Source organism: Erwinia persicina, assembly GCF_014838825.1.
GTDB classification, from domain to species: Bacteria; Pseudomonadota; Gammaproteobacteria; order Enterobacterales; family Enterobacteriaceae; genus Erwinia; species Erwinia persicina_A.
The window spans coordinates 164,917-187,531 of the sequence record NZ_JACYMO010000004.1 but is presented as its reverse complement, the minus strand read 5'-3'; the positions used below and the strand labels follow the sequence as shown (position 1 = coordinate 187,531).

Annotated in this window: 20 protein-coding genes; 13 read left to right on the top strand and 7 right to left on the bottom strand. The window is 55.6% G+C overall.

The window, feature by feature from the left end; genetic code table 11:
* Positions 1 to 61: 61 nt before the first annotated feature.
* The 3 genes from dnaJ (at position 62) to nhaR (ending at position 3,459) form a co-directional block, all read left to right on the top strand.
* On the top strand, positions 62 to 1,204 hold the full coding sequence (gene dnaJ / locus IFU29_RS12345; RefSeq protein WP_191934191.1) for a molecular chaperone DnaJ: 1,143 nt from the start codon (positions 62 to 64) through the stop codon (positions 1,202 to 1,204).
* 169 nt (positions 1,205 to 1,373) lie between these two features.
* Positions 1,374 to 2,549, top strand: a complete 1,176-nt coding sequence (nhaA, locus tag IFU29_RS12340; protein WP_191934190.1) for a Na+/H+ antiporter NhaA — start codon at positions 1,374 to 1,376, stop codon at positions 2,547 to 2,549.
* A gap of 16 nt (positions 2,550 to 2,565) precedes the next feature.
* Positions 2,566 to 3,459, top strand: coding sequence for a transcriptional activator NhaR (nhaR, locus tag IFU29_RS12335; RefSeq protein ID WP_191934189.1), 894 nt, complete (start codon positions 2,566 to 2,568; stop codon positions 3,457 to 3,459).
* 155 nt (positions 3,460 to 3,614) lie between these two features.
* Here nhaR and rpsT read toward each other — a convergent pair whose 3' ends face one another.
* Positions 3,615 to 3,878 carry a 30S ribosomal protein S20 gene (rpsT, locus tag IFU29_RS12330; RefSeq protein WP_048914793.1) on the bottom strand — a complete coding sequence of 88 codons (264 nt, stop codon included), beginning with the start codon at positions 3,876 to 3,878 and terminating at the stop codon, positions 3,615 to 3,617.
* Positions 3,879 to 4,194: 316 nt separating this feature from the next.
* Between rpsT and ribF the strand changes: the two genes are divergently transcribed.
* The 9 genes from ribF to IFU29_RS12285 all read left to right on the top strand — a co-directional run bounded on the left by ribF (position 4,195) and on the right by IFU29_RS12285 (position 16,840).
* Complete coding sequence (gene ribF, locus IFU29_RS12325; RefSeq protein WP_191934188.1) at positions 4,195 to 5,133, top strand: bifunctional riboflavin kinase/FAD synthetase; 939 nt, start codon at positions 4,195 to 4,197, stop codon at positions 5,131 to 5,133.
* 36 nt (positions 5,134 to 5,169) lie between these two features.
* Positions 5,170 to 7,986, top strand: a complete 2,817-nt coding sequence (gene ileS, locus IFU29_RS12320) for an isoleucine--tRNA ligase (protein ID WP_191934187.1) — start codon at positions 5,170 to 5,172, stop codon at positions 7,984 to 7,986.
* Positions 7,983 to 8,492: a signal peptidase II gene (gene lspA, locus IFU29_RS12315; protein WP_191934186.1), complete on the top strand. Its 510-nt coding sequence runs from the start codon at positions 7,983 to 7,985 to the stop codon at positions 8,490 to 8,492. The genes ileS and lspA overlap by 4 nt, the downstream gene beginning before the upstream one ends.
* A gap of 3 nt (positions 8,493 to 8,495) precedes the next feature.
* Positions 8,496 to 8,966: an FKBP-type peptidyl-prolyl cis-trans isomerase gene (fkpB, locus tag IFU29_RS12310; RefSeq protein WP_191934185.1), complete on the top strand. Its 471-nt coding sequence runs from the start codon at positions 8,496 to 8,498 to the stop codon at positions 8,964 to 8,966.
* Positions 8,947 to 9,900, top strand: coding sequence for a 4-hydroxy-3-methylbut-2-enyl diphosphate reductase (gene ispH / locus IFU29_RS12305; RefSeq protein WP_191934184.1), 954 nt, complete (start codon positions 8,947 to 8,949; stop codon positions 9,898 to 9,900). The genes fkpB and ispH overlap by 20 nt, the downstream gene beginning before the upstream one ends.
* A 301-nt stretch (positions 9,901 to 10,201) precedes the next feature.
* The gene (gene dapB, locus IFU29_RS12300) at positions 10,202 to 11,023 is read left to right on the top strand and encodes a 4-hydroxy-tetrahydrodipicolinate reductase (protein WP_191934183.1); all 822 of its coding nucleotides are present in this window, start codon (positions 10,202 to 10,204) and stop codon (positions 11,021 to 11,023) included.
* A gap of 470 nt (positions 11,024 to 11,493) precedes the next feature.
* Positions 11,494 to 12,630, top strand: a complete 1,137-nt coding sequence (gene carA / locus IFU29_RS12295; protein ID WP_191934182.1) for a glutamine-hydrolyzing carbamoyl-phosphate synthase small subunit — start codon at positions 11,494 to 11,496, stop codon at positions 12,628 to 12,630.
* 18 nt (positions 12,631 to 12,648) lie between these two features.
* Positions 12,649 to 15,873 (top strand): carbamoyl-phosphate synthase large subunit, encoded by a 3,225-nt coding sequence (carB, locus tag IFU29_RS12290; RefSeq protein WP_191934181.1) that lies wholly within the window; start codon positions 12,649 to 12,651, stop codon positions 15,871 to 15,873.
* Between the two features lie 223 nt (positions 15,874 to 16,096).
* Positions 16,097 to 16,840, top strand: coding sequence for an acid phosphatase (locus tag IFU29_RS12285; protein WP_191934180.1), 744 nt, complete (start codon positions 16,097 to 16,099; stop codon positions 16,838 to 16,840).
* A gap of 82 nt (positions 16,841 to 16,922) precedes the next feature.
* Here the strand turns inward: IFU29_RS12285 and IFU29_RS12280 are convergent, their stop codons facing one another.
* Positions 16,923 to 17,537, bottom strand: a complete 615-nt coding sequence (locus tag IFU29_RS12280; RefSeq protein WP_191934179.1) for a LysE family translocator — start codon at positions 17,535 to 17,537, stop codon at positions 16,923 to 16,925.
* 189 nt (positions 17,538 to 17,726) lie between these two features.
* Here IFU29_RS12280 and folA point away from each other — a divergent pair, with 189 nt between their 5' ends.
* Positions 17,727 to 18,209 (top strand): type 3 dihydrofolate reductase, encoded by a 483-nt coding sequence (folA, locus tag IFU29_RS12275; protein ID WP_191934178.1) that lies wholly within the window; start codon positions 17,727 to 17,729, stop codon positions 18,207 to 18,209.
* A gap of 47 nt (positions 18,210 to 18,256) precedes the next feature.
* On the opposite strand, the gene apaH is transcribed toward folA, so the two are convergent.
* The 5 genes from apaH to surA are packed head-to-tail and all read right to left on the bottom strand — an operon-like array spanning position 18,257 to position 22,562.
* Positions 18,257 to 19,075, bottom strand: a complete 819-nt coding sequence (gene apaH, locus IFU29_RS12270) for a bis(5'-nucleosyl)-tetraphosphatase (symmetrical) ApaH (protein ID WP_191934177.1) — start codon at positions 19,073 to 19,075, stop codon at positions 18,257 to 18,259.
* Between the two features lie 15 nt (positions 19,076 to 19,090).
* Positions 19,091 to 19,468, bottom strand: coding sequence for a Co2+/Mg2+ efflux protein ApaG (apaG, locus tag IFU29_RS12265; protein ID WP_191934176.1), 378 nt, complete (start codon positions 19,466 to 19,468; stop codon positions 19,091 to 19,093).
* A 2-nt stretch (positions 19,469 to 19,470) separates the two neighbouring features.
* Entirely contained in the window at positions 19,471 to 20,292 is an 822-nt protein-coding gene (gene rsmA / locus IFU29_RS12260; RefSeq protein WP_191934175.1) for a 16S rRNA (adenine(1518)-N(6)/adenine(1519)-N(6))-dimethyltransferase RsmA, read from the bottom strand.
* The gene (gene pdxA, locus IFU29_RS12255) at positions 20,285 to 21,277 is read right to left on the bottom strand and encodes a 4-hydroxythreonine-4-phosphate dehydrogenase PdxA (RefSeq protein WP_191934174.1); all 993 of its coding nucleotides are present in this window, start codon (positions 21,275 to 21,277) and stop codon (positions 20,285 to 20,287) included. Before pdxA ends, rsmA begins: the two co-directional genes overlap by 8 nt.
* Positions 21,267 to 22,562: a peptidylprolyl isomerase SurA gene (surA, locus tag IFU29_RS12250; protein ID WP_191934173.1), complete on the bottom strand. Its 1,296-nt coding sequence runs from the start codon at positions 22,560 to 22,562 to the stop codon at positions 21,267 to 21,269. The genes pdxA and surA overlap by 11 nt, the downstream gene beginning before the upstream one ends.
* Positions 22,563 to 22,615: the final 53 nt, after the last annotated feature.

The window sequence follows — 22,615 nt, the reverse complement described above, 5'->3', positions numbered from 1 at the left end:
AGCACGGGCGTCGGAGAAATCCTACGCCCGTGCACGCATGTTAAGGGCAGGATCAACAACAATGGCGAAAAGAGACTATTACGAGGTTTTAGGCGTATCCAAGTCAGCGGATGAGCGTGAGATCAAAAAGGCTTATAAACGCCTGGCAATGAAGTTTCACCCCGACCGTAACCAGGGTGAAGGTGCCGAAGAGCAGTTTAAAGAGGTTAAAGAAGCCTACGAAATTCTGACCGATGCGCAGAAACGTGCGGCCTACGACCAGTATGGTCACGCTGCTTTTGAGCAGGGTGGCATGGGCGGCGGCGGTCACGGTGGCTTCGGCGGCGGTGGCGGTGCTGACTTCAGCGATATCTTTGGCGACGTATTCGGCGATATCTTTGGCGGAGGCCGCCGTCAGCAGCGTGCTGCCCGTGGCGCTGATTTACGCTACAACATGGAGCTGTCGCTGGAAGAAGCGGTACGCGGCGTGACCAAAGAGATCCGCATTCCTACGTTGGAAGAGTGTGATGTCTGCCACGGCAGTGGCGCGAAAGCGGGCACCAAACCGCAGACCTGTTCAACCTGTCACGGTGCGGGCCAGGTTCAGATGCGCCAGGGCTTCTTTACCGTGCAGCAGGCGTGTCCGACCTGTCATGGTCGCGGCTCGGTCATTAAAGATCCGTGCAATGCCTGTCATGGTCATGGCCGGGTAGAACGTTCGAAGACGCTGTCGGTGAAAATTCCGGCGGGCGTGGATACCGGTGACCGCATTCGTCTGACTGGCGAAGGGGAAGCGGGTGAGCAGGGCGCGCCAGCGGGCGATCTGTATGTCCAGGTGCAGGTGCGTAAGCACAATATCTTTGAACGTGAAGAGAATAACCTGTACTGCGAAGTGCCGATTAACTTCGTGATGGCGGCGCTGGGCGGTGAAATTGAAGTCCCTACGCTGGATGGCCGCGTGAAGCTGAAGGTTCCGGCGGAAACGCAGACCGGTAAGCTGTTCCGCATGCGGGGCAAGGGTGTGAAATCCGTACGCGGTGGTGCACAGGGTGACCTGCTGTGCCGCGTAGTGGTCGAAACCCCGGTCAGCCTGAATGAGAAGCAGAAATCGCTGCTGCGAGAACTGGAGGAAAGCTTTGGCGGTCCATCCGGTGAGAAAAACAGCCCGCGTTCGAAAAGCTTCTTTGATGGCGTAAAAAAATTCTTTGATGATTTAACCCGCTAATTACCCAGCCTGAGGGCCGATCGAAGAACCGATCGGCCCTTCTTATTGACTCCTCGTAAATACCGATCCTTTCTGCCTGTATAAACTGTTTTTTCCGAACGGTTTAACCGCGTATGCTATCCGCTAAGTTATAAATCCTCTTATCTCTGGGATATTCAGCGGAGCCTGTATGAACCTTTTTCTCAAAAAATTGTTAAAAAACGACGCCACGGGCGGCGTGGTGCTGATTGTTGCCGCCGCCGTTGCCATGTTTCTCGCCAATAATGCCAGTACACAGCAGGACTATCAGGCCATTCTGGCGATGCCGGTGCAGTTCCGCTTCGGCGCACTGGAGATCAATAAAGATCTGCTGCTGTGGATTAATGATGCGCTGATGGCGCTGTTCTTCCTGATGATCGGCCTGGAAGTGAAACGTGAGCTGATGATGGGCTCGCTGAAAGGGCGTGAGCGTGCGATGTTCCCGCTGATTGCCGCCCTCGGCGGTATGCTGGCACCGGGCCTGATTTACGCCGCGTTAAACCACAGCGACCCGCTGGCGATCCACGGCTGGGCAATCCCGGCGGCGACCGATATTGCCTTCGCGCTCGGTATCCTGGCGCTGCTGGGCAGCCGCGTGCCGCCGGCACTGAAAATGTTTTTAATGGCGCTGGCCGTGATTGATGACCTGGGGGCGATTGTGATTATCGCCTTCTTCTATACCAACGATCTGTCGCTGACGTCGCTCGGCGTGGCTGCGGCCTCCATCGTGGTGCTGGCGATACTTAACCTGTGCGGCGTCCGTAAGACGTCGGTGTATCTGCTGGTGGGCATGGTGCTGTGGGTAGCGGTGCTGAAGTCTGGCGTCCATGCCACGCTGGCCGGGGTGATTGTCGGACTGTTAATTCCGCTGCAAAAACAGGATGGGCACTCTCCGGCGATCGAACTGGCCAACGGTTTGCATTCGTGGGTGAGCTGGCTGATCCTGCCGCTGTTTGCCTTTGCCAATGCCGGCGTCTCCCTGACGGGCGTATCAGTCGAAGGTCTGTTCTCGATGGTGCCTCTGGGGATCATTCTTGGTCTGCTGGTGGGTAAACCTCTGGGGATCACGCTGATTTGCTGGCTGGCCGTGAAAATGAAAATTGCCGTGCTGCCTGAAAATACCAAAATGGTCGATATTGCCGCCGTCGGTGTTCTGTGTGGTATTGGCTTTACCATGTCGATCTTTATTGCCTCCCTGGCTTTTGATGCCGCACACGAAGAGATGGTGACGCTCGCCAAGCTGGGTATTTTGAGCGGCTCCGTATTGTCCGCGGTACTGGGGTATACCCTGCTGCGTCTTAAGCTGCGTCCGCAGCCGCAGCAGTAACGGCACAGGACCCGCCATGGCGCAGATGAACTATAACCACCTCTATTATTTCTGGCAGGTGTGTAAATCTGGTTCGGTAGTGGGGGCGGCCGAGGTGTTAAATCTCATGCCGCAAACTATTACCGGCCAGTTGAAAAGCCTGGAAGAGCGTTTGCAGGGAAAACTGTTCAAGCGTCATGGACGCGGTCTGGTTCCCTCCGAACTGGGGCAGCTGGTCTTTCGCTATGCCGACCGCATGTTCACGCTCAGTCAGGAGATGCTGGATATCGTTAACTATCGCAAGGAGGCGAGCCTGCTGTTCGATGTGGGGGTGGCAGATGCGCTCTCTAAGCTGCTGGTCAGCCGGGTGCTGGAAACGGCGGTAGTGGCCGGAGAGCCCATCCACCTGCGCTGCTTTGAATCCACCCATGAAATGCTGCTGGAGCAGCTGAGTCAGCATAAGCTGGATATGATCCTCTCTGACTGTTCCGTCGGCTCCTCGCTGCAGGAGGGGCTGTTTTCAGTCAAGCTGGGGGAGTGTGCGGTCAGCTTCTGGTGCTATGCACCGCAGCCGGTCATGCCATTCCCCGCCTGCCTGAGCCAGCATAAATTGCTGATCCCCGGCCGCCGCTCCATGCTGGGGCGGAAAGTGCTGAACTGGCTGCAGTCTCAGGATCTGACGGTGGATATTTTAGGTGAATTCGATGATGCGGCGCTGATGAAGGCATTCGGTGCCGCCAATCAGGCGATTTTTGTCGCGCCCACCCTCTACGGTCGGGAACATTTTTATCGTGAAGGCATTGTTGAACTGGGAAGAATTGATTCGGTAATGGAAGAGTATCACGTGATTTTTGCCGAAAGAATGATCCAGCACCCGGCGGTACAGCGTATCTGTAACAGCGATTTTAGCGAATTATTTTCAGGCGTGTAGTCTGTTTGCTCCCGCATCTTCAGCCGTAAGCCAGGATCAGGCAAGGGCTATTTTTAACCCAGCGTGACGTACGCACCACAAGCGGCACAAAACACATCAATAAAAAAACCGCCAGAAGGCGGTTTCTTTATCAAAGCTCGATTAACAGACTGACATTAAGCCAGTTTGCTGATCTGTGCAGCCAGATTTGCTTTATGACGTGCAGCTTTGTTCTTGTGGATCAGGCCTTTAGCTGCCTGACGGTCCACAATTGGTTGCATATCATTAAATGCATTCTGCGCAGCCGCTTTATCGCCAGTAGCGATAGCCGCGTAAACTTTCTTGATAAAAGTACGCAACATTGAACGACGGCTAGCGTTGTGCTTACGACGCTTCTCAGACGTTACGGCGCGTTTCTTAGCTGATTTGATATTAGCCAAGGTCCAACTCCCAAATAGTTCTATGAGGACAATTCAAAGGCCGAGGAATATGCCCTTTTCGCCTTCGGTTGTCAATGGATTTGTGCAAATAAGCGCCGGTCAAACAGTGGCACTTGATTACGTTTCGATGGCGCAAGATTCTATCAGCTTCGGCCTGGCGAATACAGCTTATTCACAAGAAAAATAACATCCCGCGCCCGATCAGCACCATACAGAACGAAATGGCGAGAAGAAAGCATGAAAGCCCATATTCGTGGGTTAACCTTACGGGCTGTACAAGGTATAATCCGCCGATTTCCACAAATTTGAGCCAGCCATGAAGTTTATCCGCGGCATACATAACCTGAGAGAGCAGCATCGCGGCTGCGTTCTGACCATTGGCAACTTCGATGGCGTACATCGCGGCCACCAGGCGCTGCTGGCACAACTGTGCAAAGAAGGGCGTCAGCGTAACTTGCCGGTCGTGGTCATGCTGTTTGAGCCCCAGCCGCTGGAGCTGTTTGCAGCGGATAAAGCCCCGGCGCGCCTGACGCGTCTGCGGGAAAAGGTGCGTTATCTGGAACGGGCCGGTGTTGATGCGGTCCTTTGCGTGCGGTTCGATCGCCGTTTCGCCGCCTATACCGCACAAAGTTTTGTCGCTGACCTGCTGGTAGAGAAGCTGGACGTCAGGTTCCTGGCGGTCGGCGATGATTTCCGCTTTGGCGCTGGTCGCCAGGGCGATTTCCTGCTATTACAGAATGCTGGCGTCGAATATGGCTTTGATGTCATCAGTACACAGACTTTCTGTGATGATGGCAAACGCATTAGCAGTACGGCGGTGCGCCAGGCACTGGCAGAAGACGATCTGGCGCTGGCCAGCGCGCTGCTGGGCCGCCCCTTCAGTATTTCCGGCCGCGTAGTGCACGGTGATGCGCTGGGCCGTACTATTGGTTTCCCGACCGCCAACCTGCCGCTGAAGCGAACGGTCTCCCCGGTAAAAGGCGTCTACGCCGTTGAGGTCCTGGGACTCGGTGAGCAGCCGCTTCCTGGTGTTGCCAATATTGGTACGCGCCCGACCGTAGCCGGGTTGCGTCAGCAGTTAGAGGTGCATCTGCTGGACGTGACGATGAACCTGTATGGCCGCCATATTGAAGTGGTCCTGCGTGATAAAATACGTAACGAGCAGCGTTTTGCCTCGCTCGATGCGCTGAAAGAACAAATTGCAAACGATGTGGTGACGGCCCGAACCTTTTTCGGGCTGCAGACATTGCTTTAAATTGACATAGAACCGACATACGGAACCGAGAATCTGATGAGTGACTATAAATCTACCCTGAATTTGCCGGAAACGGGGTTCCCGATGCGTGGCGATCTGGCCAAACGTGAACCGGGCATGCTGCAACGTTGGTATGATGACAAGCTGTACGGCATCATTCGCGAAGCCAAGAAAGGGAAAAAAACCTTTATCCTGCACGATGGCCCTCCCTACGCCAACGGCAGCATTCATATTGGTCACTCTGTTAATAAGATTCTGAAAGACATTATCGTTAAGTCGAAAGGCATGGCGGGCTATGATTCGCCGTACGTTCCGGGCTGGGACTGCCACGGTCTGCCTATCGAGCATAAAGTTGAGCAGATGATCGGTAAGCCGGGCGACAAAGTCAGCGCGGCTGAGTTCCGTGCCGCCTGTCGCAACTATGCGGCTGAGCAGGTAGAAGGGCAGAAAGCCGACTTTATCCGTCTGGGCGTGCTGGGAGACTGGGACCGTCCGTATCTGACGATGAACTTCAAGACCGAAGCCAATATTATCCGTGCTCTGGGCAAAATCATCGGTAACGGCCACCTGCACAAAGGGGCCAAGCCGGTACACTGGTGCCTGGACTGCCGTTCTGCCCTGGCAGAAGCAGAGGTGGAGTATTATGACAAGACCTCTCCCTCCATTGACGTCATGTTCAATGCCGCCGATAAAGACGCTGTGCAGGCCAAATTTGCAGCCGCTGCCGTTGATGGCCCGATCTCGCTGGTGATCTGGACCACGACGCCGTGGACCATGCCGGCTAACCGTGCTATTTCCCTGCATCCGGAATTCGACTACCAGCTGGTACAGATTGAAGGTCGTGCCCTGATCCTCGCCAAAGAGATGGTTGAGAGCGTGATGAAGCGCGTTGGTGTTGCCGCATGGACCGTGCTGGGCGAAGCGAAAGGGGCAGACCTGGAGCTGATGGGCTTCCAGCATCCGTTCCTCGACCATACCTCTCCGGTTGTGCTGGGTGAGCATGTCACGCTGGAAGCCGGTACCGGTGCGGTACATACCGCACCAGGCCATGGCCCGGACGACTATGTTATCGGCCAGAAATACGGTATCGAAGTGGCTAACCCGGTAGGCCCGGACGGCTGCTATCTGCCGGGAACCTACCCGACGCTGGATGGCGTGAACGTCTTTAAAGCCAACGATATGATCGTTGAACTGCTGCGTGAAAAGGGCGCTCTGCTGCACGTTGAGAAACTGTTCCACAGCTATCCACACTGCTGGCGTCATAAAACGCCCATCATCTTCCGCGCCACGCCACAGTGGTTTATCAGCATGGATCAGAAGGGCCTGCGTGCGCAGTCGCTGAAAGAGATCAAAGGCGTGCAGTGGATCCCGGACTGGGGTCAGGCACGTATTGAATCGATGGTCGCGAACCGTCCTGACTGGTGCATTTCCCGTCAGCGTACCTGGGGTGTGCCGATGGCGCTGTTTGTCCATAAAGACACCGAGCAGCTGCACCCGGATTCGCTGGAGCTGATGGAGAAGGTGGCGAAGCGGGTTGAGCAGGACGGCATTCAGGCCTGGTGGGATCTGGATGCGCGCGATCTGATGGGAGCCGATGCTGACAACTACGTTAAAGTCCCGGATACCCTGGACGTCTGGTTTGACTCCGGTTCAACCAGCTACTCGGTCGTCGATGCACGCCCTGAGTTTGGCGGTAACGAACCTGATTTATATCTGGAAGGTTCAGATCAGCACCGCGGCTGGTTTATGTCCTCGCTGATGATCTCTACCGCGATGAAAGGCAAAGCGCCTTACCGCCAGGTGCTGACGCACGGCTTCACCGTGGATGGCCAGGGCCGCAAGATGTCCAAGTCACTGGGCAACACCGTCAGCCCGCAGGATGTGATGAACAAACTGGGCGCAGATATTCTGCGTCTGTGGGTGGCCTCTACGGATTACTCCGGTGAGATCGCCGTATCCGACGAGATCCTCAAGCGTTCTGCCGACAGCTATCGCCGCATCCGTAACACCGCGCGTTTCCTGCTGGCAAACCTTGCCGGTTTCAACCCGGAAACCGATATGGTGAAGCCGGAAGAGATGGTGGTGGTGGATCGCTGGGCCGTTGGCCGTGCGCTGGCTGCACAGAATGATATCGTGGCCTCGTATGAAGCTTATGACTTCCATGAAGTCGTGCAGCGCCTTATGCAGTTCTGTTCGGTTGAGATGGGCTCTTTCTACCTGGATATCATCAAAGATCGTCAGTACACCGCGAAGGCCGATGGCCTGGCGCGTCGCAGTTGTCAGACCGCGTTGTGGTATATCGTGGAAGCGCTGGTGCGCTGGATGGCACCGATTATGTCCTTCACTGCCGATGAAATCTGGGGTTACCTGCCGGGTAAACGCAGCCAGTATGTGTTTACTGAAGAGTGGTTCGACGGGCTGTTCAGCCTGGAAGACAACCAGCCGATGAACGACAGCTACTGGGCAGAACTGCTGAAAGTACGCGGTGAAGTGAACAAAGTGATCGAGCAGGCCCGCGCTGACAAGCGAATTGGCGGTTCTCTGGAAGCCAGCGTGACGCTGTACGCAGATGCAGACCTGGCCGCGAAACTGACCAGTCTGGGGGAAGAGCTGCGCTTTGTGCTGCTGACCTCTGGGGCGCAGGTCGCGGATTATGCACAGGCCAGCGCCGATGCACAGCAGAGCGAAGGGGTAAAAGGTCTGAAAATTGCTCTGAGCAAAGCGGAAGGTGAGAAATGTCCGCGCTGCTGGCATTACACTAACGATATCGGTCAGAACGCAGAACACGCTGACGTGTGCGGTCGTTGTGTCACTAACGTCGCGGGCAGCGGCGAACAGCGTAAGTTTGCATGATGATGAAACCTGTATTCTCAACCGGATTACGCTGGCTGTGGCTGGTGGTGTTGGTCATTGGCATCGATTTCGCCAGTAAGCAGTGGATTATGGATAATCTGATGCTGCACGAATCGATGCCGGTGATGCCATACTTTAACTTCTTTTATGCTCACAACTACGGCGCGGCGTTCAGCTTCCTCGCCGATAAAGGGGGCTGGCAGCGCTGGTTCTTTGCCGGCATTGCCATTGCTATCGTCGTGGTGCTGCTGGTGATGATGTACCGTACTCCAGCCACCAGTAAACTGAATAACATTGCCTATGCGCTGATTGTGGGTGGCGCAGTAGGTAACCTGTTTGACCGGTCATATCATGGCTTTGTGGTGGATTTCATCGACTTCTATGTCGGTGACTGGCACTTCGCCACGTTTAATATTGCCGACTGTGGCATCTGTATTGGTGCCGCGCTGATCGTGCTGGAAGGGTTCCTCAGCCCGGCCGGTAAACAGGCTAAGAATAAAGGGTAGGGCATGACCGATTCTGTACAGCGTGACAGCGCAGTGCTGGTGCATTTCACCTTAAAGCTGGCGGACGGTTCCACAGCGGAATCAACGCGCAGCAACGGTAAACCTGCGCTTTTTTGTCTGGGCGATGGCAGCCTGTCAGAAGGGCTGGAAAGCCATTTGATTGGGCTGAAAGCGGGCGAGAAATGTGCCTTTGCGCTGGAAGCGGCAGATGCCTTTGGCGGCATCAGTCCCGACCTGGTTCAGTACTTCTCGCGCCGCGACTTTGTCGAGGCCGGGGAGCCGGAAATCGGGGCCATTATGCTGTTCAGCGGCATGGATGGTAACGAAATGCCGGGCGTGATCCGGGAGATTTCGGGGGATTCGATCACCGTGGATTTCAATCATCCACTGGCCGGACAGACTATTCACTTTGACGTAGAAGTGCTGGAGATTGATCCGGTACGGGAGACGAGCAATGCAGATCCTGCTGGCTAACCCGCGCGGTTTCTGCGCGGGTGTTGATCGCGCTATCAGTATTGTCGAGCGTGCGCTGGAGATGTATGGCGCACCTATCTACGTGCGGCATGAGGTGGTGCATAACCGCTACGTGGTTAACAGCCTGCGTGAGCGTGGGGCGATATTCATTGAGGAAATTTCTGAGGTGCCGGACGGGTCGATCCTGATCTTCTCGGCTCACGGCGTTTCTCAGGCTGTGCGTGCAGAAGCGAAAGCGCGTGACCTGACCATGCTCTTTGATGCGACCTGCCCGCTGGTTACCAAAGTGCATATGGAAGTGGCGCGTGCCAGTCGCAAAGGGACAGAAGCGATCCTGATTGGCCATGCCGGCCATCCGGAGGTAGAGGGCACGATGGGCCAGTACAATAACCCGAAAGGGGGTATGTACCTGGTTGAAGCGCCCGCGGATGTCTGGAAGCTACAGGTAAAAGATGAAAACAACCTGAGCTTTATGACGCAAACCACGCTGTCCGTTGATGATACCTGTGAAGTGATTGACGCACTTCGCGCCCGCTTCCCGAAGATTATCGGCCCGCGTAAAGATGATATCTGCTATGCCACCACCAATCGCCAGGAGGCCGTGCGCACACTGGCCCGTGATGCTGACGTGGTGCTGGTGGTTGGTTCGAAAAACTCCTCGAATTCCAACCGTCTGGCAGAGCTGGCACAGCGTGCCGGTAAGCTGGCACGCCTGATTGACTCTGCTGAAGATATTCAGGAAGAGTGGGTCAGAGGTGTGGGCTGTGTCGGGGTGACCGCCGGAGCATCCGCGCCAGATATTCTGGTGCAGCAGGTCATCCAGCGTCTCAATGAACTCGGCGGCGTTGATGCCATCGAACTGATTGGGCGTGAAGAGAACATCGTGTTTGAAGTGCCGAAAGAACTGCGCGTAGAGGTAAAGCAGATCACCTGAGGGCGGCTATCTTGCTTGCTATTTTGAACCTGGGCAGTGCTCACACTCCTCACGTACTACGTGTACGCTCCGGGTGTTGTGCGCTGTCCGTGTTCAAACTCGCTGCGCCGATGACGCCACGTTACGCCTCCCATGCTTAATCATTTCCTTTCCCCTATCCTGACCAAATCTGTTTTACTGATAATCCTCACGCGCTGGCGTAAAATTCTTATTATCCGCTTTTAGTTGTGGCGCAGACGTTAACCGCTGGTTAATCTGGATGCGTTGTACATGCATAGAAATCTGTCAGGAATGAATAAATATGAGTAATGCAGCAATCCGTATCGCCATTGTGGGTGCCTCCGGGCGCATGGGACGCCAGTTAATCCAGGCGACGGTACAGGCTGAGGGGGCGTGTCTGGGAGCCGCGCTGGTGCGTTCAGGATCTTCCCTGGTCGGAGCCGATGCAGGCGAGCTGGCCGGTTGTGGTGCGCTGGGCGTGAACATCACCGATAACCTTGATGCGGTCGTCAATGACTTTGATGTGCTGGTCGACTTTACCCGTCCGGAGGCTTCACTGCACTATCTGGACTTTTGCCGCCAGCATAAAAAAGCGATGGTCATTGGAACCACGGGGTTTGATGAGGCGGGTAAAGCAGCCATTAAAGCGGCCTCAGCGGATATGGGGATCGTGTTTGCCGCTAACTTTAGCGTTGGCGTTAATCTGGTGCTGAAGCTGCTGGAGAAAGCGGCCAAAGTGATGGGCGATTACGCAGATATCGAAATTATTGAAGCGCACCATCGCCACAAAGTGGATGCGCCCTCAGGCACGGCGCTGGCGATGGGGGAGGCGATAGCAGACGCCATGAACTGGAACCTGAATGAGCATGCGGTCTATGCCCGTGAAGGCCACACCGGTGAACGCGAGGCACAGACCATTGGTTTTGCTACCGTACGTGCCGGTGACATCGTCGGTGAGCATACTGCGATGTTTGCAGATGTGGGGGAGCGGGTAGAGATAACTCACAAGGCTTCAAGCCGCATGACCTTTGCGAATGGCGCTGTTCGTGCGGCAATGTGGTTGAGGTCGCATAAAAGCGGTCTTTATGACATGCGTAATGTGCTTAACCTTGATGATTTATAAGTGTTGTGTACCATCGTGATGTGGTTATTTCAATCATAAGTTTCTGATTGGGTGGGCAATAATTTTATTGCCCTTTTTGTTTTTTGTTAAAAATGGTCTTTAGGGTTTTTTAATTATCTAAACTGGCTTAATGAGTTATTTTCTTCGTTTATTTTCTCTCTTCTTACCTGTTTTTGACCATTTGGTCTGGTTTTTACCGTTAACCGCCATGAAATAATTTACACCGTGGCAGGCAACCGATTTTATCGCCAGGATATGTGGTGCTTTCAGGGTAAATGCTCCTGTTTTATCCTCAGTAAGCTAAAAATGACAGAAAAAGTGCCTCGCAGGGTAGACAACGGCGGGGGCGATCATTAGAATGCGCGCAATTTGCCAAAAACTGAGCAGTCAGGCAGTTTTTGCATTGATTTTGGGGTCATTCCTGAATTAATATGCAGATATTGTGACTGTTTATTCCCCTGGAGGATGTTTTGATTAAGTCAGCGCTACTGGTTCTGGAAGACGGAACCCAATTCCACGGTCGGGCCATCGGGGCAACCGGGTCGGCAGTGGGAGAAGTTGTTTTCAACACGTCAATGACCGGTTATCAAGAAATCCTCACTGATCCTTCCTATTCCCGCCAGATCGTCACTCTCACTTATCCCCATATCGGCAATGTCGGCACCAACTCCGCTGACGAAGAATCTTCTCAGGTACATGCAGCGGGTCTGGTTATCCGTGATTTACCGCTGATTGCCAGCAACTACCGCAATGAAGAAGGGCTGTCAGACTACCTGACCCGCCATAATATTGTCGCTATTGCCGATATTGATACGCGCAAGCTGACCCGCCTGCTGCGCGAAAAAGGGGCTCAGAACGGCTGTATCATCGCCGGAGACGCGCCGGATGCGGCAGAGGCACTGGCCAAAGCAAAAGCGTTCCCGGGCCTGAAGGGCATGGACCTGGCAAAAGAAGTCACTACGGCGGACGCCTACGCATGGCAGCAGGGGAGCTGGACGCTGGAAGGCGACCTGCCGGCACCCGCAGCGGATGCCGACCTGCCCTTCCACGTGGTGGCTTACGACTACGGCGTGAAGCGCAATATTCTGCGCATGTTGGTGGATCGGGGCTGCCGCCTGACGGTCGTTCCTGCGCAGACTTCTGCTGAGGACGTTCTGAAGCTGAACCCGGATGGTGTCTTCCTCTCTAATGGTCCCGGCGACCCGGAGCCATGCGATTACGCCATTACTGCGATCAAACGCCTGCTGGAAACCGATATTCCGGTGTTTGGTATCTGTCTGGGCCATCAGCTACTGGCTCTGGCCAGCGGCGCAAAAACGGTGAAGATGAAGCTCGGTCATCACGGCGGTAACCATCCGGTGAAAGATCACGATAACAACACCGTGATGATCACCGCCCAGAACCACGGTTTTGCGGTTGACGACAGCAACCTGCCGGCAAACCTGCGCGTGACCCATACTTCACTCTTTGATCATACGGTTCAGGGTATTCACCGCACCGATAAAGCTGCCTTCAGCTTCCAGGGCCATCCGGAAGCCAGCCCGGGTCCGCACGATGCTGCCCCGTTGTTCGATCACTTTATCGAACTGATTAAAGCCGCGAAATAAGATCGGGAGAGAAAGAAAATGCCAAAACGTACAGACATAAAAAGTATCCTGATCCTGGGCGCTGGCCCGATTGTCATCGGCCAGGCCTGCGAATTCGACTATTCCGGAGCTCAGGCCTGTAAAGCGCTGCGTGAAGAGGGTTACCGCGTTATTCTGGTGAACTCTAACCCGGCCACTATCATGACCGACCCGGACATGGCCGATGCGACCTACATTGAGCCGATTCACTGGGAAGTCGTGCGCAAGATCATCGAAAAAGAGCGCCCGGATGCGGTATTACCGACAATGGGCGGCCAGACGGCGCTGAACTGTGCGCTGGAACTGGAGCGTCAGGGCGTGCTGGCCGAATTTGGCGTCACCATGATCGGTGCCACCGCTGATGCGATTGATAAAGCAGAGGATCGTCGCCGTTTCGACGTGGCGATGAAGAAAATTGGTCTCGATACCGCCCGTTCTGGTATTGCACACACCATGGAAGAAGCGCTGGCCGTGGCTGCTGACGTCGGCTTCCCGTGCATCATTCGTCCTTCCTTTACGATGGGTGGCACCGGTGGCGGTATTGCTTACAATCGCGAAGAGTTCGAAGAGATTTGTGAGCGCGGTCTCGATCTGTCACCGACGAATGAGCTGCTGATTGATGAGTCGCTGATTGGCTGGAAAGAGTACGAGATGGAAGTGGTGCGTGATAAAAACGACAACTGCATCATCGTCTGCTCCATCGAAAACTTTGATGCCATGGGCATCCACACCGGTGATTCCATTACCGTTGCACCCGCACAGACGCTGACCGATAAAGAGTACCAGATCATGCGTAACGCTTCGCTGGCGGTGCTGCGTGAAATCGGTGTGGAAACCGGCGGATCTAACGTACAGTTCTCCGTTAACCCGGAGAATGGCCGCCTGATCGTCATCGAGATGAACCCGCGCGTGTCACGTTCTTCCGCGCTGGCTTCGAAAGCAACCGGGTTCCCGATTGCTAAAATCGCCGCCAAGCTGGCGGTGGGCTTTACGCTGGATGAGCTGACTAACGACATTACCGGTGGCCTGACCCCGGCCTCGTTTGAGCCGTCCATCGACTACGTTGTCACCAAAATTCCACGTTTCAACTTTGAAAAATTTGCCGGGGCCAATGACCGTCTGACCACGCAGATGAAATCCGTCGGTGAGGTGATGGCGATTGGCCGCACTCTGCAGGAATCAATGCAGAAAGCGCTGCGTGGCCTTGAAGTTGGCGCTCACGGTTTCGACCCGAAAGTGGACCTGAATGACCCGGAAGCACTGACCACTATCCGCCGCGAGCTGAAAGATGCTGGCTGCGACCGTATCTGGTACATCGCCGATGCCTTCCGCGCCGGGATGAGCGTGGATGATGTTTTTGCGCTGACCAACGTTGACCGCTGGTTCCTGGTGCAGATTGAAGAGCTGGTGACGCTGGAAAATCAGGTCGCAGAGCAGGGCATTAACGGCCTGAGCTATGACTTCCTGCGCACGCTGAAGCGCAAGGGCTTTGCCGATGCGCGCCTGGCGGATGTGGCTGGCGTGTCTGAAGCGGAAATCCGTGCGCTGCGCGAGCAGCATAACCTGCATCCGGTGTATAAGCGTGTTGATACCTGTGCGGCGGAGTTCTCGACCAATACCGCCTACATGTACTCTACCTATGAAGAAGAGTGTGAAGCGAACCCGAATCAGGACCGTGACAAGATCATGGTGCTGGGCGGCGGTCCGAACCGTATCGGGCAGGGCATTGAGTTTGACTACTGCTGCGTTCATGCCTCGCTGGCGCTGCGTGAAGACGGCTTCGAGACCATCATGGTCAACTGTAACCCGGAAACCGTATCGACCGACTACGACACCTCTGATCGTCTGTACTTCGAGCCAGTGACCCTGGAAGACGTGCTGGAAATCGTGCGCATCGAGAAGCCAAAAGGCGTTATCGTGCAGTACGGTGGCCAGACCCCACTGAAGCTGGCGCGCGCGCTGGAAGCCGCCGGTGTGCCGGTTATCGGTACCAGCCCGGATGCCATTGACCGTGCTGAAGACCGCGAACGTTTCCAGCAGGCCGTTGAGCGCCTGGGCCTGAAGCAGCCGGCCAATGCCACCGTCACCGCCATCGATATGGCCGTCGAAAAGGCGGCGCTGATTGGCTATCCGCTGGTGGTGCGTCCGTCTTACGTGCTGGGTGGCCGGGCGATGGAAATCGTGTACGACGAAATTGACCTGAAGCGCTACTTTAACACCGCGGTCTCTGTTTCTAACGACGCGCCGGTCCTGCTGGACCGCTTCCTTGACGATGCGGTTGAAGTCGACGTAGATGCGATCTGCGACGGTGAGCAGGTGCTGATCGGCGGTATCATGGAACACATTGAGCAGGCCGGTGTCCACTCCGGTGACTCGGCGTGTTCCCTGCCAGCCTACACGCTGAGTCAGGAAATCCAGGACGTTATGCGTGAGCAGGTGAAAAAGCTGGCGTTTGAGCTGGGCGTACGCGGCCTGATGAACGTGCAGTTTGCGGTGAAGGATAATGAAGTTTACCTGATTGAGGTGAACCCGCGTGCCGCCCGTACCGTGCCGTTTGTCTCCAAAGCGACCGGCATGCCGCTGGCGAAGGTGGCTGCACGCGTGATGGCCGGTAAAACACTGGCTGCCCAGGGCGTGACCAGAGAGATTATCCCGCCGTACTACTCGGTGAAAGAAGTGGTGCTGCCGTTTAACAAGTTCCAGGGCGTTGACCCGATCCTTGGCCCGGAGATGCGTTCAACCGGCGAAGTGATGGGTGTAGGTCGTACCTTTGCTGAAGCGTTCTGCAAGGCGATGCTGGGCGCACAGAGCAACATGAAGAAAAGTGGCCGTGCGCTGCTGTCGGTGCGCGAAGGTGATAAAAAACGCATCGTTGAGCTGGCGCAACGTCTGCAGGACTTTGGTTTTGAACTGGATGCCACCGCCGGCACTGCCGACGTGCTGAAGGCCGCCGGAATTGCCGTGCGTCAGGTCAATAAGGTGCACGAAGGCCGGCCTCACATTCAGGACCGGGTGAAAAACGGGGAATATGTCTACATCGTCAACACCACGGCAGGGCGTCAGGCGATTGAGGACTCCAAGCTGATCCGCCGCAGTGCCCTGCAGTACAAGGTGCACTACGACACCACGCTGAACGGTGCATTCGCCACCACGACCTCCCTGCACTCCAGCGCGACGGATCAGGTGATTTCCGTACAGGAGATGCACGCGCAGATTAACGCGTAATCTCGTTGGTAAGAAGGGGCTGACTCTGGCCCATTCTGCTACTGTAAGGCCGATCTGACGATCGGCCTTTTTTTTGACTTAGAATTGTTACAGGAATTACGGGTTTTGTGATCTCCGCCATTGCAGCATCGCCTGCATCCTATAGTATTGTCCAGGCTCGATTTTTTACATTGTGGGCTGAATGAACAGCCAATTTGATAGCCAAGATTATAGGGAAATGATGATGAAAAAAATTGTACTGGCCACGCTGATCGGTGCAGTGATGTCGCAGTTTGCATATGCGGCAAAAGATGTGACAACCAAACCTGATGTTTACTTCCTGAAAGAGTCGCAGTCGATTGACAGCCTGGCGCTGTTGCCTCCCCCTCCCGCGATGGACAGTATTGAGTTCCTGAATGATAAAACGCAGTACGATGTGGGCAAAATGCTGCGCAACACGCCGCGAGGGAAGCAGGCGTGGAAAGATGCCAATGTCGAGGGCGATGGCGTAGCCGAAGCGTTCTCAGAGGCTTACGGCATGACGATTTCGCCAGAGAAAACCCCTGAGCAGTATCGTCTGGTGAAGAAAATGCGTGAAGATGCGGGCGATCTGGCGACGCGCAGCGCCAAAGAGCATTACATGCGCATCCGGCCGTTTGCGTTCTATCACGAAGCGACCTGTCGCTCCGATGATGAAGGCAAGCTCTCTACCAACGGCTCTTACCCTTCAGGGCATACCACTATCGGCTGGGCAACGGCGCTGGTGCTGTCTGAAATTAATACCGAACGGCAGGGGCAGATTTTACAGCGGGGCTATGAGATGGGGCAAAGTCGTGTCATCTGCGGGTATCACTGGCAGAGTGACGTCACCGCCGCCCGCGTCGTTGCGTCGGCTATTGTAGCGCGCCTGCACGCTGAGCCTACCTTCGTTACTCAGCTGCAAAAAGCCAAAGACGAATTTAAACGCCTGAAGGGCAGCACACATTAAGACCCCTTTCGCGGGCGGTCTGTTTTCCTCCCGCTGTTAACAGAACGGTGAGGGAGCCTTTATCAGCTCCCTCCACCGCCCATCAGGACAGCGCCACCTTAATCCCCAGGGCGATCAGCACGCCGCCGAGCAGCTTATCAACGATACGCTGGGCTTTTGCCAGCCCGCGACGCACCGGGCCACTCTGGATCAGCATCACTAGCAGCGGCCACCAGAGCATGGACAGGCCGAGGATAATACCCGCATACAGCAGCTTCTCGTGAAGGCTGGAGTTGACGCTAAGAACCTGCGTAAAGATCGACAGGAAAAACAGCGTCGCTTTGGGATTCAGCAGATTACACAGATAACCCTGTAAAAAGGCCTTTTTCAGTGAGGTTTGCTCGGGTGTCACATTGCTGAGATCCATCTTGCTGCCGCCGCGCGACAGCAGGGCCTGAATACCGATATAGATCAGGTAGGCAGCACCGGCATACTTGAGCAGCATAAACAGCCACGGTGTCGTGGTGATGACCACGGCCAGTCCGGCCACGCAGTAAGCCATATGGGTGGCAACGGCACAGTTTACCCCCAGTGCGCTCATCAGGGCGGCGCTGCGACGGTAACGTGCGGCATTTTTGATAATCAGAAAAAAGTCAGGGCCGGGGGAAAGCATTCCCAGCACCACAATGGTGGCGACGAATAAGCTGGTTTCTAACATAGTGAAGGTCTTTAGCTGGTTGAGCGGCAGATTCTACCATGTCTCCTTATTTTATGCGGCGAAAAATAGGCGGAAGGTGATACAACCGATACCCTGAAAAACCTTTACCGAATATCCTCCGCTTAACTATCGACGAAAGTTTCGCCTTTACGTATGATGGCGCCAATTTTACCCCCTGCTGAGTTTGATATGATGATTAGCCTGATTGCAGCCCTTGCGGCCGACCGCGTTATTGGGATGGAAAACGCCATGCCGTGGCACTTGCCTGCCGACCTGGCATGGTTCAAAAAGCACACCCTCAACAAACCGGTGATTATGGGCCGTCGCACCTGGGAGTCTATTGGTCGTCCGCTGCCGGGCCGTCTGAACATCGTTATCAGCAGCCAGAAAGGCGACGCAGAGGGGGTGACCTGGGTGACCTCGATTGATGAGGCGCTGAAAACGGCGGGTGAGGTTGAGGAAGTGATGGTGATCGGCGGTGGGCGTATTTATGAGCAATTACTGCCGCGTGCAGACCGGTTGTATCTGACTCATATTGATGCGGAAGTCGAAGGGGACACGCATTTCCCGGACTATGAGCCGGATGAGTGGCAGTCCGGGTTCAGCGAGTTCCACGATGCGGATGAGAAGAACTCTCACAGCTTCTGCTTCGAAATTCTGGATCGTCGTTAACCGGCCGGGGCGGACGCATTGTAGCGGTCCGCCCGACCCGGGCGTTATTAACGTTCGCGGTTGGACGCCTGGGTAAAGACCCGCTTATCTTCCCAGCGCAGCATCGTCAGCGTGCCGCCCCAGCAGCAGCCGGTATCCAGAGCAATCACCCCTTCCGGCGTGCCTTTCCCCTCCAGCGAAGCCCAGTGACCAAACACGATGGTATAATCGCGTGATACCGCTCCGGGGATGCTGAACCACGGTTTTAACGGCGGGGGTGCGCTGTCCGGTGCCTCTTTCGCGATCATATCCAGCTGGCCGTTCGGGAAGCAAAAACGCATCCGCGTCAGGGCATTGGTGCTGAAGCGTAAGCGCGCCAGTCCCGTCAGTTCAGGGGACCAGTTATTGGGCATATCACCGTACATGGCATCCAGGAACAGTGGATAGGTATCGCTGCTGAGTACGGCTTCCACTTCACGCGCACAGCTTTGTGCCGTTTCAATGTCCCACTGCGGGGTGATCCCGGCGTGGGCCATGACCAGCTTTTTTTCCTCATCAACCTGAAGCAGTGGCTGGCGACGAAGCCAGTTGATCAGCAGGTCAGCGTCAGGGGCTTCCAGCAGCGGGGTGATACGGTCTTTGGGTTTATTGCGGCTGATGCCTGCATACACCGCCAGCAGGTGCAGGTCATGGTTGCCCAGCACCAGCCTGACGCTGTCGCCCAGATAGCGAACAAAACGCAGAACGTCCAGCGAGTCAGGCCCACGGGCCACCAGGTCTCCGGTCAGCCAGAGCCGATCGGACGCCGGGTCAAACTGCACCTGATCAAGCAGCGATCGCAACTCGTCGTAGCAACCGTGGACATCACCGATTAAATAAGTGCTCATGCAAAAAAGGCCGGTTTAATGGATATGGGTGGCAATCGCCAGACGGAAGACCGGGATATCAACAACGAACGGTTTACCGTCGGCATCGAGCATCTGATAGTGGCCCTGCATGGTTCCCATCGGGGTTTCGAGTATCGCCCCGCTGGTGTACTGAAACTCGCCGCCGGGCTCGATGTGTGGCTGTTCGCCCACCACGCCTTCGCCCTGAACTTCGGTTTCACGGCCGTTACCGTTGGTAATTAACCAGTAACGGCCGATGAGCTGAACCGGGATACGCCCGAGATTACGAACAGTGATGGTGTAAGCAAACACGTAACGTTCTTCATCAGGTGCAGACTGCGACGCGATGTAAGCGCTTTGTACCTGAACACAGACTTTGGGCGTATCGTTCATACTCAGTTCTCCTGCGGCTGAGGATGCGCAGTCAACCAGTTCGCCAGACGGCAATATTGTGCAACGCTGATATTCTCTGCACGCAGCGTCGGATCAATCTCCATTTCTGCCAGTGCGTCGGCAGAGAACAGATGACCCAGGCTGTTGCGCAGCGTCTTACGACGTTTGCCGAAGGCTTCTGTGGTGATGCGGCTCAGGGCACGAATATCGTCAACCGGGTGGGGTATCTGCGCATACGGCATCAGACGCACCACGGCGGAATCGACTTTGGGTGCCGGGGTAAAGGATTCGGGTGGCACTTCCAGCACCGGGATCACCTGGCAGTAGTACTGCGCCATAACGGTCAGACGACCATAGGCTTTGCTACCAGGACCGGCCACCAGACGATTCACCACTTCTTTTTGCAGCATAAAGTGCATGTCCTGAATGGCACCGGTATAGCTGAACAGGTGGAACATCAGCGGCGTGGAAATGTTATACGGCAGGTTGCCAAACACGCGCAGCTTTTGCCCCTTTTCCTGGGCATAGGCGGCGAAATCGAAGGCCATGGCATCCTGCTGGAAAATGGTCAGCTTGGGGCCAAGAAAAGGGTGGGTCTGCAAACGGGCGGCCAGGTCACGGTCAATTTCAATGACCGTCATGGCATCCAGACGTTCGCCTACCGGTTCGGTAAGCGCAGCAAGACCGGGACCGATTTCAACTACCGCTTCACCCTTCTGTGGGTGGATGGCGTTGACAATGCTTTCGATAATGTACGGATCGTTAAGGAAGTTCTGTCCAAAACGTTTGCGGGCAAAGTGGCCCTGGTGAACGCGACTATTCATTACTGCTCTTAATCATGGTAATGGCGAGGTTAAGCGCCGTCTTAAAGCTGCCCGCATCAGCCTGGCCGCTTCCGGCCAGCTCAAGAGCTGTACCATGGTCAACAGACGTGCGGATAAATGGCAGACCGAGGGTGATATTCACCGCCCGACCAAAGCCCTGATATTTTAGCACCGGAAGCCCCTGATCGTGATACATCGCCAGCACCGCATCGGCATGTTGCAGATATTTCGGCTGGAACAGCGTATCAGCAGGCAGTGGACCGGTCAGCCGTATCCCGCGCTGACGAAGTTCTTCCAGCGCCGGGATAATGACATCAATCTCTTCACGACCCATATGGCCGCCTTCACCCGCATGCGGGTTCAGACCGCAGACAAAAATATGCGGCGCAGGGAGGCCAAACTGGCGTTGCAGATCCGCATTCAGGATGGTGATCACCTCATGCAGGCTGTCACGGGTGATGTTGTCCGCAACCTCTTTTAGCGGCAGATGGGTGGTGGCCAGCGCCACGCGCAGCTCCTCCGTTGCCAGCATCATCACCACGCGTTCGCACCCGGCACGTTCAGCGAAGAATTCAGTATGCCCGCTGAAAGGAATGCCGGCATCGTTAATTACGCCCTTGTGGACCGGTCCGGTAACTAACGCCGCAAACTCGCCGTTCAGGCAGCCATCGCAGGCACGGGCAAGCGTGGCCAGCACGTACTGACCGTTCGCTACGCAAAGCTCACCGGGTATGGCAGGCTGCGCCAGCGGCAGTGGCAGCACGGTAAGGGTGCCAGCCTGCTGTGGCACAGCGGGATAATCCGGCTGATAAGGACGCAGCGTCAGGGGTAAATGCAAAGCTGCCGCGCGGGTGCGCAGCAGCTCGGGGTCGGCACAGACAACCAGCTCAACCGGCCAGTCTTGCCGGGCCAGCTGAACGATTAAGTCCGGACCAATCCCGGCGGGTTCGCCGGGAGTGATCGCCACACGTTGACTACTGTGCATTCGGATCCAGAATCTTCACGTAGGCGGCCGCGCGCTGTTCCTGCATCCAGGTCTGCGCTTCTTCCGAGAACTTACGGTTGAACAGCAGGCGGTAAGCACGCTCTTTTTTCGCCGCATCGGTCTTATCGACTTTACGGGTGTCCATCAGCTGGATCAGGTGCCAGCCGAAGGAAGAGTGAACCGGGCCGCTCATCTGGCCTTTCTGCAGGCGGAGCAGGGCATCACGGAAAGCCGGGTCAAACACTTCCGGTGAGCTCCAGCCGAGATCGCCGCCCTGGTTCGCTGAACCGGGATCCTGCGACAGCTGTTTCGCCGCATCGGCGAAGGTCAGCTTGCCGCTTTTGATCTCGGCGGCCACTTCCTGCAGCTTCTGGCGTGCCTGATCGTCAGTCATGATCGGCGAGGGTTTCAGCAGGATATGGCGTGCATGAACCTCGGTCACTGAGATGCTCTGGTTATCACCGCGCATATCGTTCACTTTCAGGATATGGAAACCCACACCCGAACGGATCGGACCAATGATGTCGCCTTTCTTCGCCGTCACCAGTGCCTGTGCAAACAGGGATGGCAGCTCCTGAATACGGCCCCAGCCCATATTGCCGCCTTTCAGCGCCTGTGGATCGGCGGAGTAGGTGATTGCCAGCTTGCCAAAATCAGCGCCGGACTTCGCTTCGCCAGCCAGCTGTCTGGCCAGGCTCTCCTGGTCATCCACCTGCTGCTGAGTCGGATTCTCCGGCAGGGGCAGCAGAATGTGGCTGAGGTTCAGCTCCGTACCGGCATCATTCTGCGACGCCAGCTGCGTGGCTAGCTGATCCACTTCCTGAGGCAGGATGGTAACGCGGCGGCGAACTTCGTTATTGCGCACTTCTGAGGTGAGCATCTCTTTACGGATCTGCTCACGGTAGGTGGCATAGTTCAAACCATCGTAAGCCAGACGGCTGCGCAACTGATCGACACTCATTTTGTTCTGAGCGGCAATGTTACCGATAGCCTGATCCAGCTGGGCATCGGATACCTGAATACCGGCCTGTTTTGCCATTTGCAGCAAAATATTATCCATCACCAGACGTTCCAGAATCTGGTGACGCAGGGTTTTGTCATCCGGTAGCTGCTGACCTGCCTGCTGCGACTGGCCTTTCACGGACTGCATCATGCCATCCACATCACTTTCCAACACTACGCCGTTATTCACTACGGCAGCAACTTTATCAACAACTTGCGGGGCTGCGAACGCCGTGTTGGCTGTCAGGGCTGCACCGAGGATCAGCATTCTCCAGTTCTTCATACTTTTTCCATTCTTCTATCCGCACTGCGGGTTTGCCTACCAAACATGACAAC

Excerpts from the sequence above, each read along its gene's own strand:
- folA (WP_191934178.1), top strand. The coding sequence starts at position 17,727 with ATGATGATTAGCCTGATTGCAGCCCTTGCGGCCGACCGCGTTATTGGG.
- apaG (WP_191934176.1), bottom strand. The coding sequence starts at position 19,468 with ATGAACGATACGCCCAAAGTCTGTGTTCAGGTACAAAGCGCTTACATC.
- lspA (WP_191934186.1), top strand. The coding sequence starts at position 7,983 with ATGATGATGAAACCTGTATTCTCAACCGGATTACGCTGGCTGTGGCTG.
- pdxA (WP_191934174.1), bottom strand. The coding sequence starts at position 21,277 with ATGCACAGTAGTCAACGTGTGGCGATCACTCCCGGCGAACCCGCCGGG.
- fkpB (WP_191934185.1), top strand. The coding sequence starts at position 8,496 with ATGACCGATTCTGTACAGCGTGACAGCGCAGTGCTGGTGCATTTCACC.
- nhaA (WP_191934190.1), top strand. The coding sequence starts at position 1,374 with ATGAACCTTTTTCTCAAAAAATTGTTAAAAAACGACGCCACGGGCGGC.
- carB (WP_191934181.1), top strand. The coding sequence starts at position 12,649 with ATGCCAAAACGTACAGACATAAAAAGTATCCTGATCCTGGGCGCTGGC.
- ispH (WP_191934184.1), top strand. The coding sequence starts at position 8,947 with ATGCAGATCCTGCTGGCTAACCCGCGCGGTTTCTGCGCGGGTGTTGAT.
- ileS (WP_191934187.1), top strand. The coding sequence starts at position 5,170 with ATGAGTGACTATAAATCTACCCTGAATTTGCCGGAAACGGGGTTCCCG.
- dapB (WP_191934183.1), top strand. The coding sequence starts at position 10,202 with ATGAGTAATGCAGCAATCCGTATCGCCATTGTGGGTGCCTCCGGGCGC.
- IFU29_RS12280 (WP_191934179.1), bottom strand. The coding sequence starts at position 17,537 with ATGTTAGAAACCAGCTTATTCGTCGCCACCATTGTGGTGCTGGGAATG.
- surA (WP_191934173.1), bottom strand. The coding sequence starts at position 22,562 with ATGAAGAACTGGAGAATGCTGATCCTCGGTGCAGCCCTGACAGCCAAC.
- nhaR (WP_191934189.1), top strand. The coding sequence starts at position 2,566 with ATGGCGCAGATGAACTATAACCACCTCTATTATTTCTGGCAGGTGTGT.
- dnaJ (WP_191934191.1), top strand. The coding sequence starts at position 62 with ATGGCGAAAAGAGACTATTACGAGGTTTTAGGCGTATCCAAGTCAGCG.
- IFU29_RS12285 (WP_191934180.1), top strand. The coding sequence starts at position 16,097 with ATGAAAAAAATTGTACTGGCCACGCTGATCGGTGCAGTGATGTCGCAG.
- apaH (WP_191934177.1), bottom strand. The coding sequence starts at position 19,075 with ATGAGCACTTATTTAATCGGTGATGTCCACGGTTGCTACGACGAGTTG.
- ribF (WP_191934188.1), top strand. The coding sequence starts at position 4,195 with ATGAAGTTTATCCGCGGCATACATAACCTGAGAGAGCAGCATCGCGGC.
- rsmA (WP_191934175.1), bottom strand. The coding sequence starts at position 20,292 with ATGAATAGTCGCGTTCACCAGGGCCACTTTGCCCGCAAACGTTTTGGA.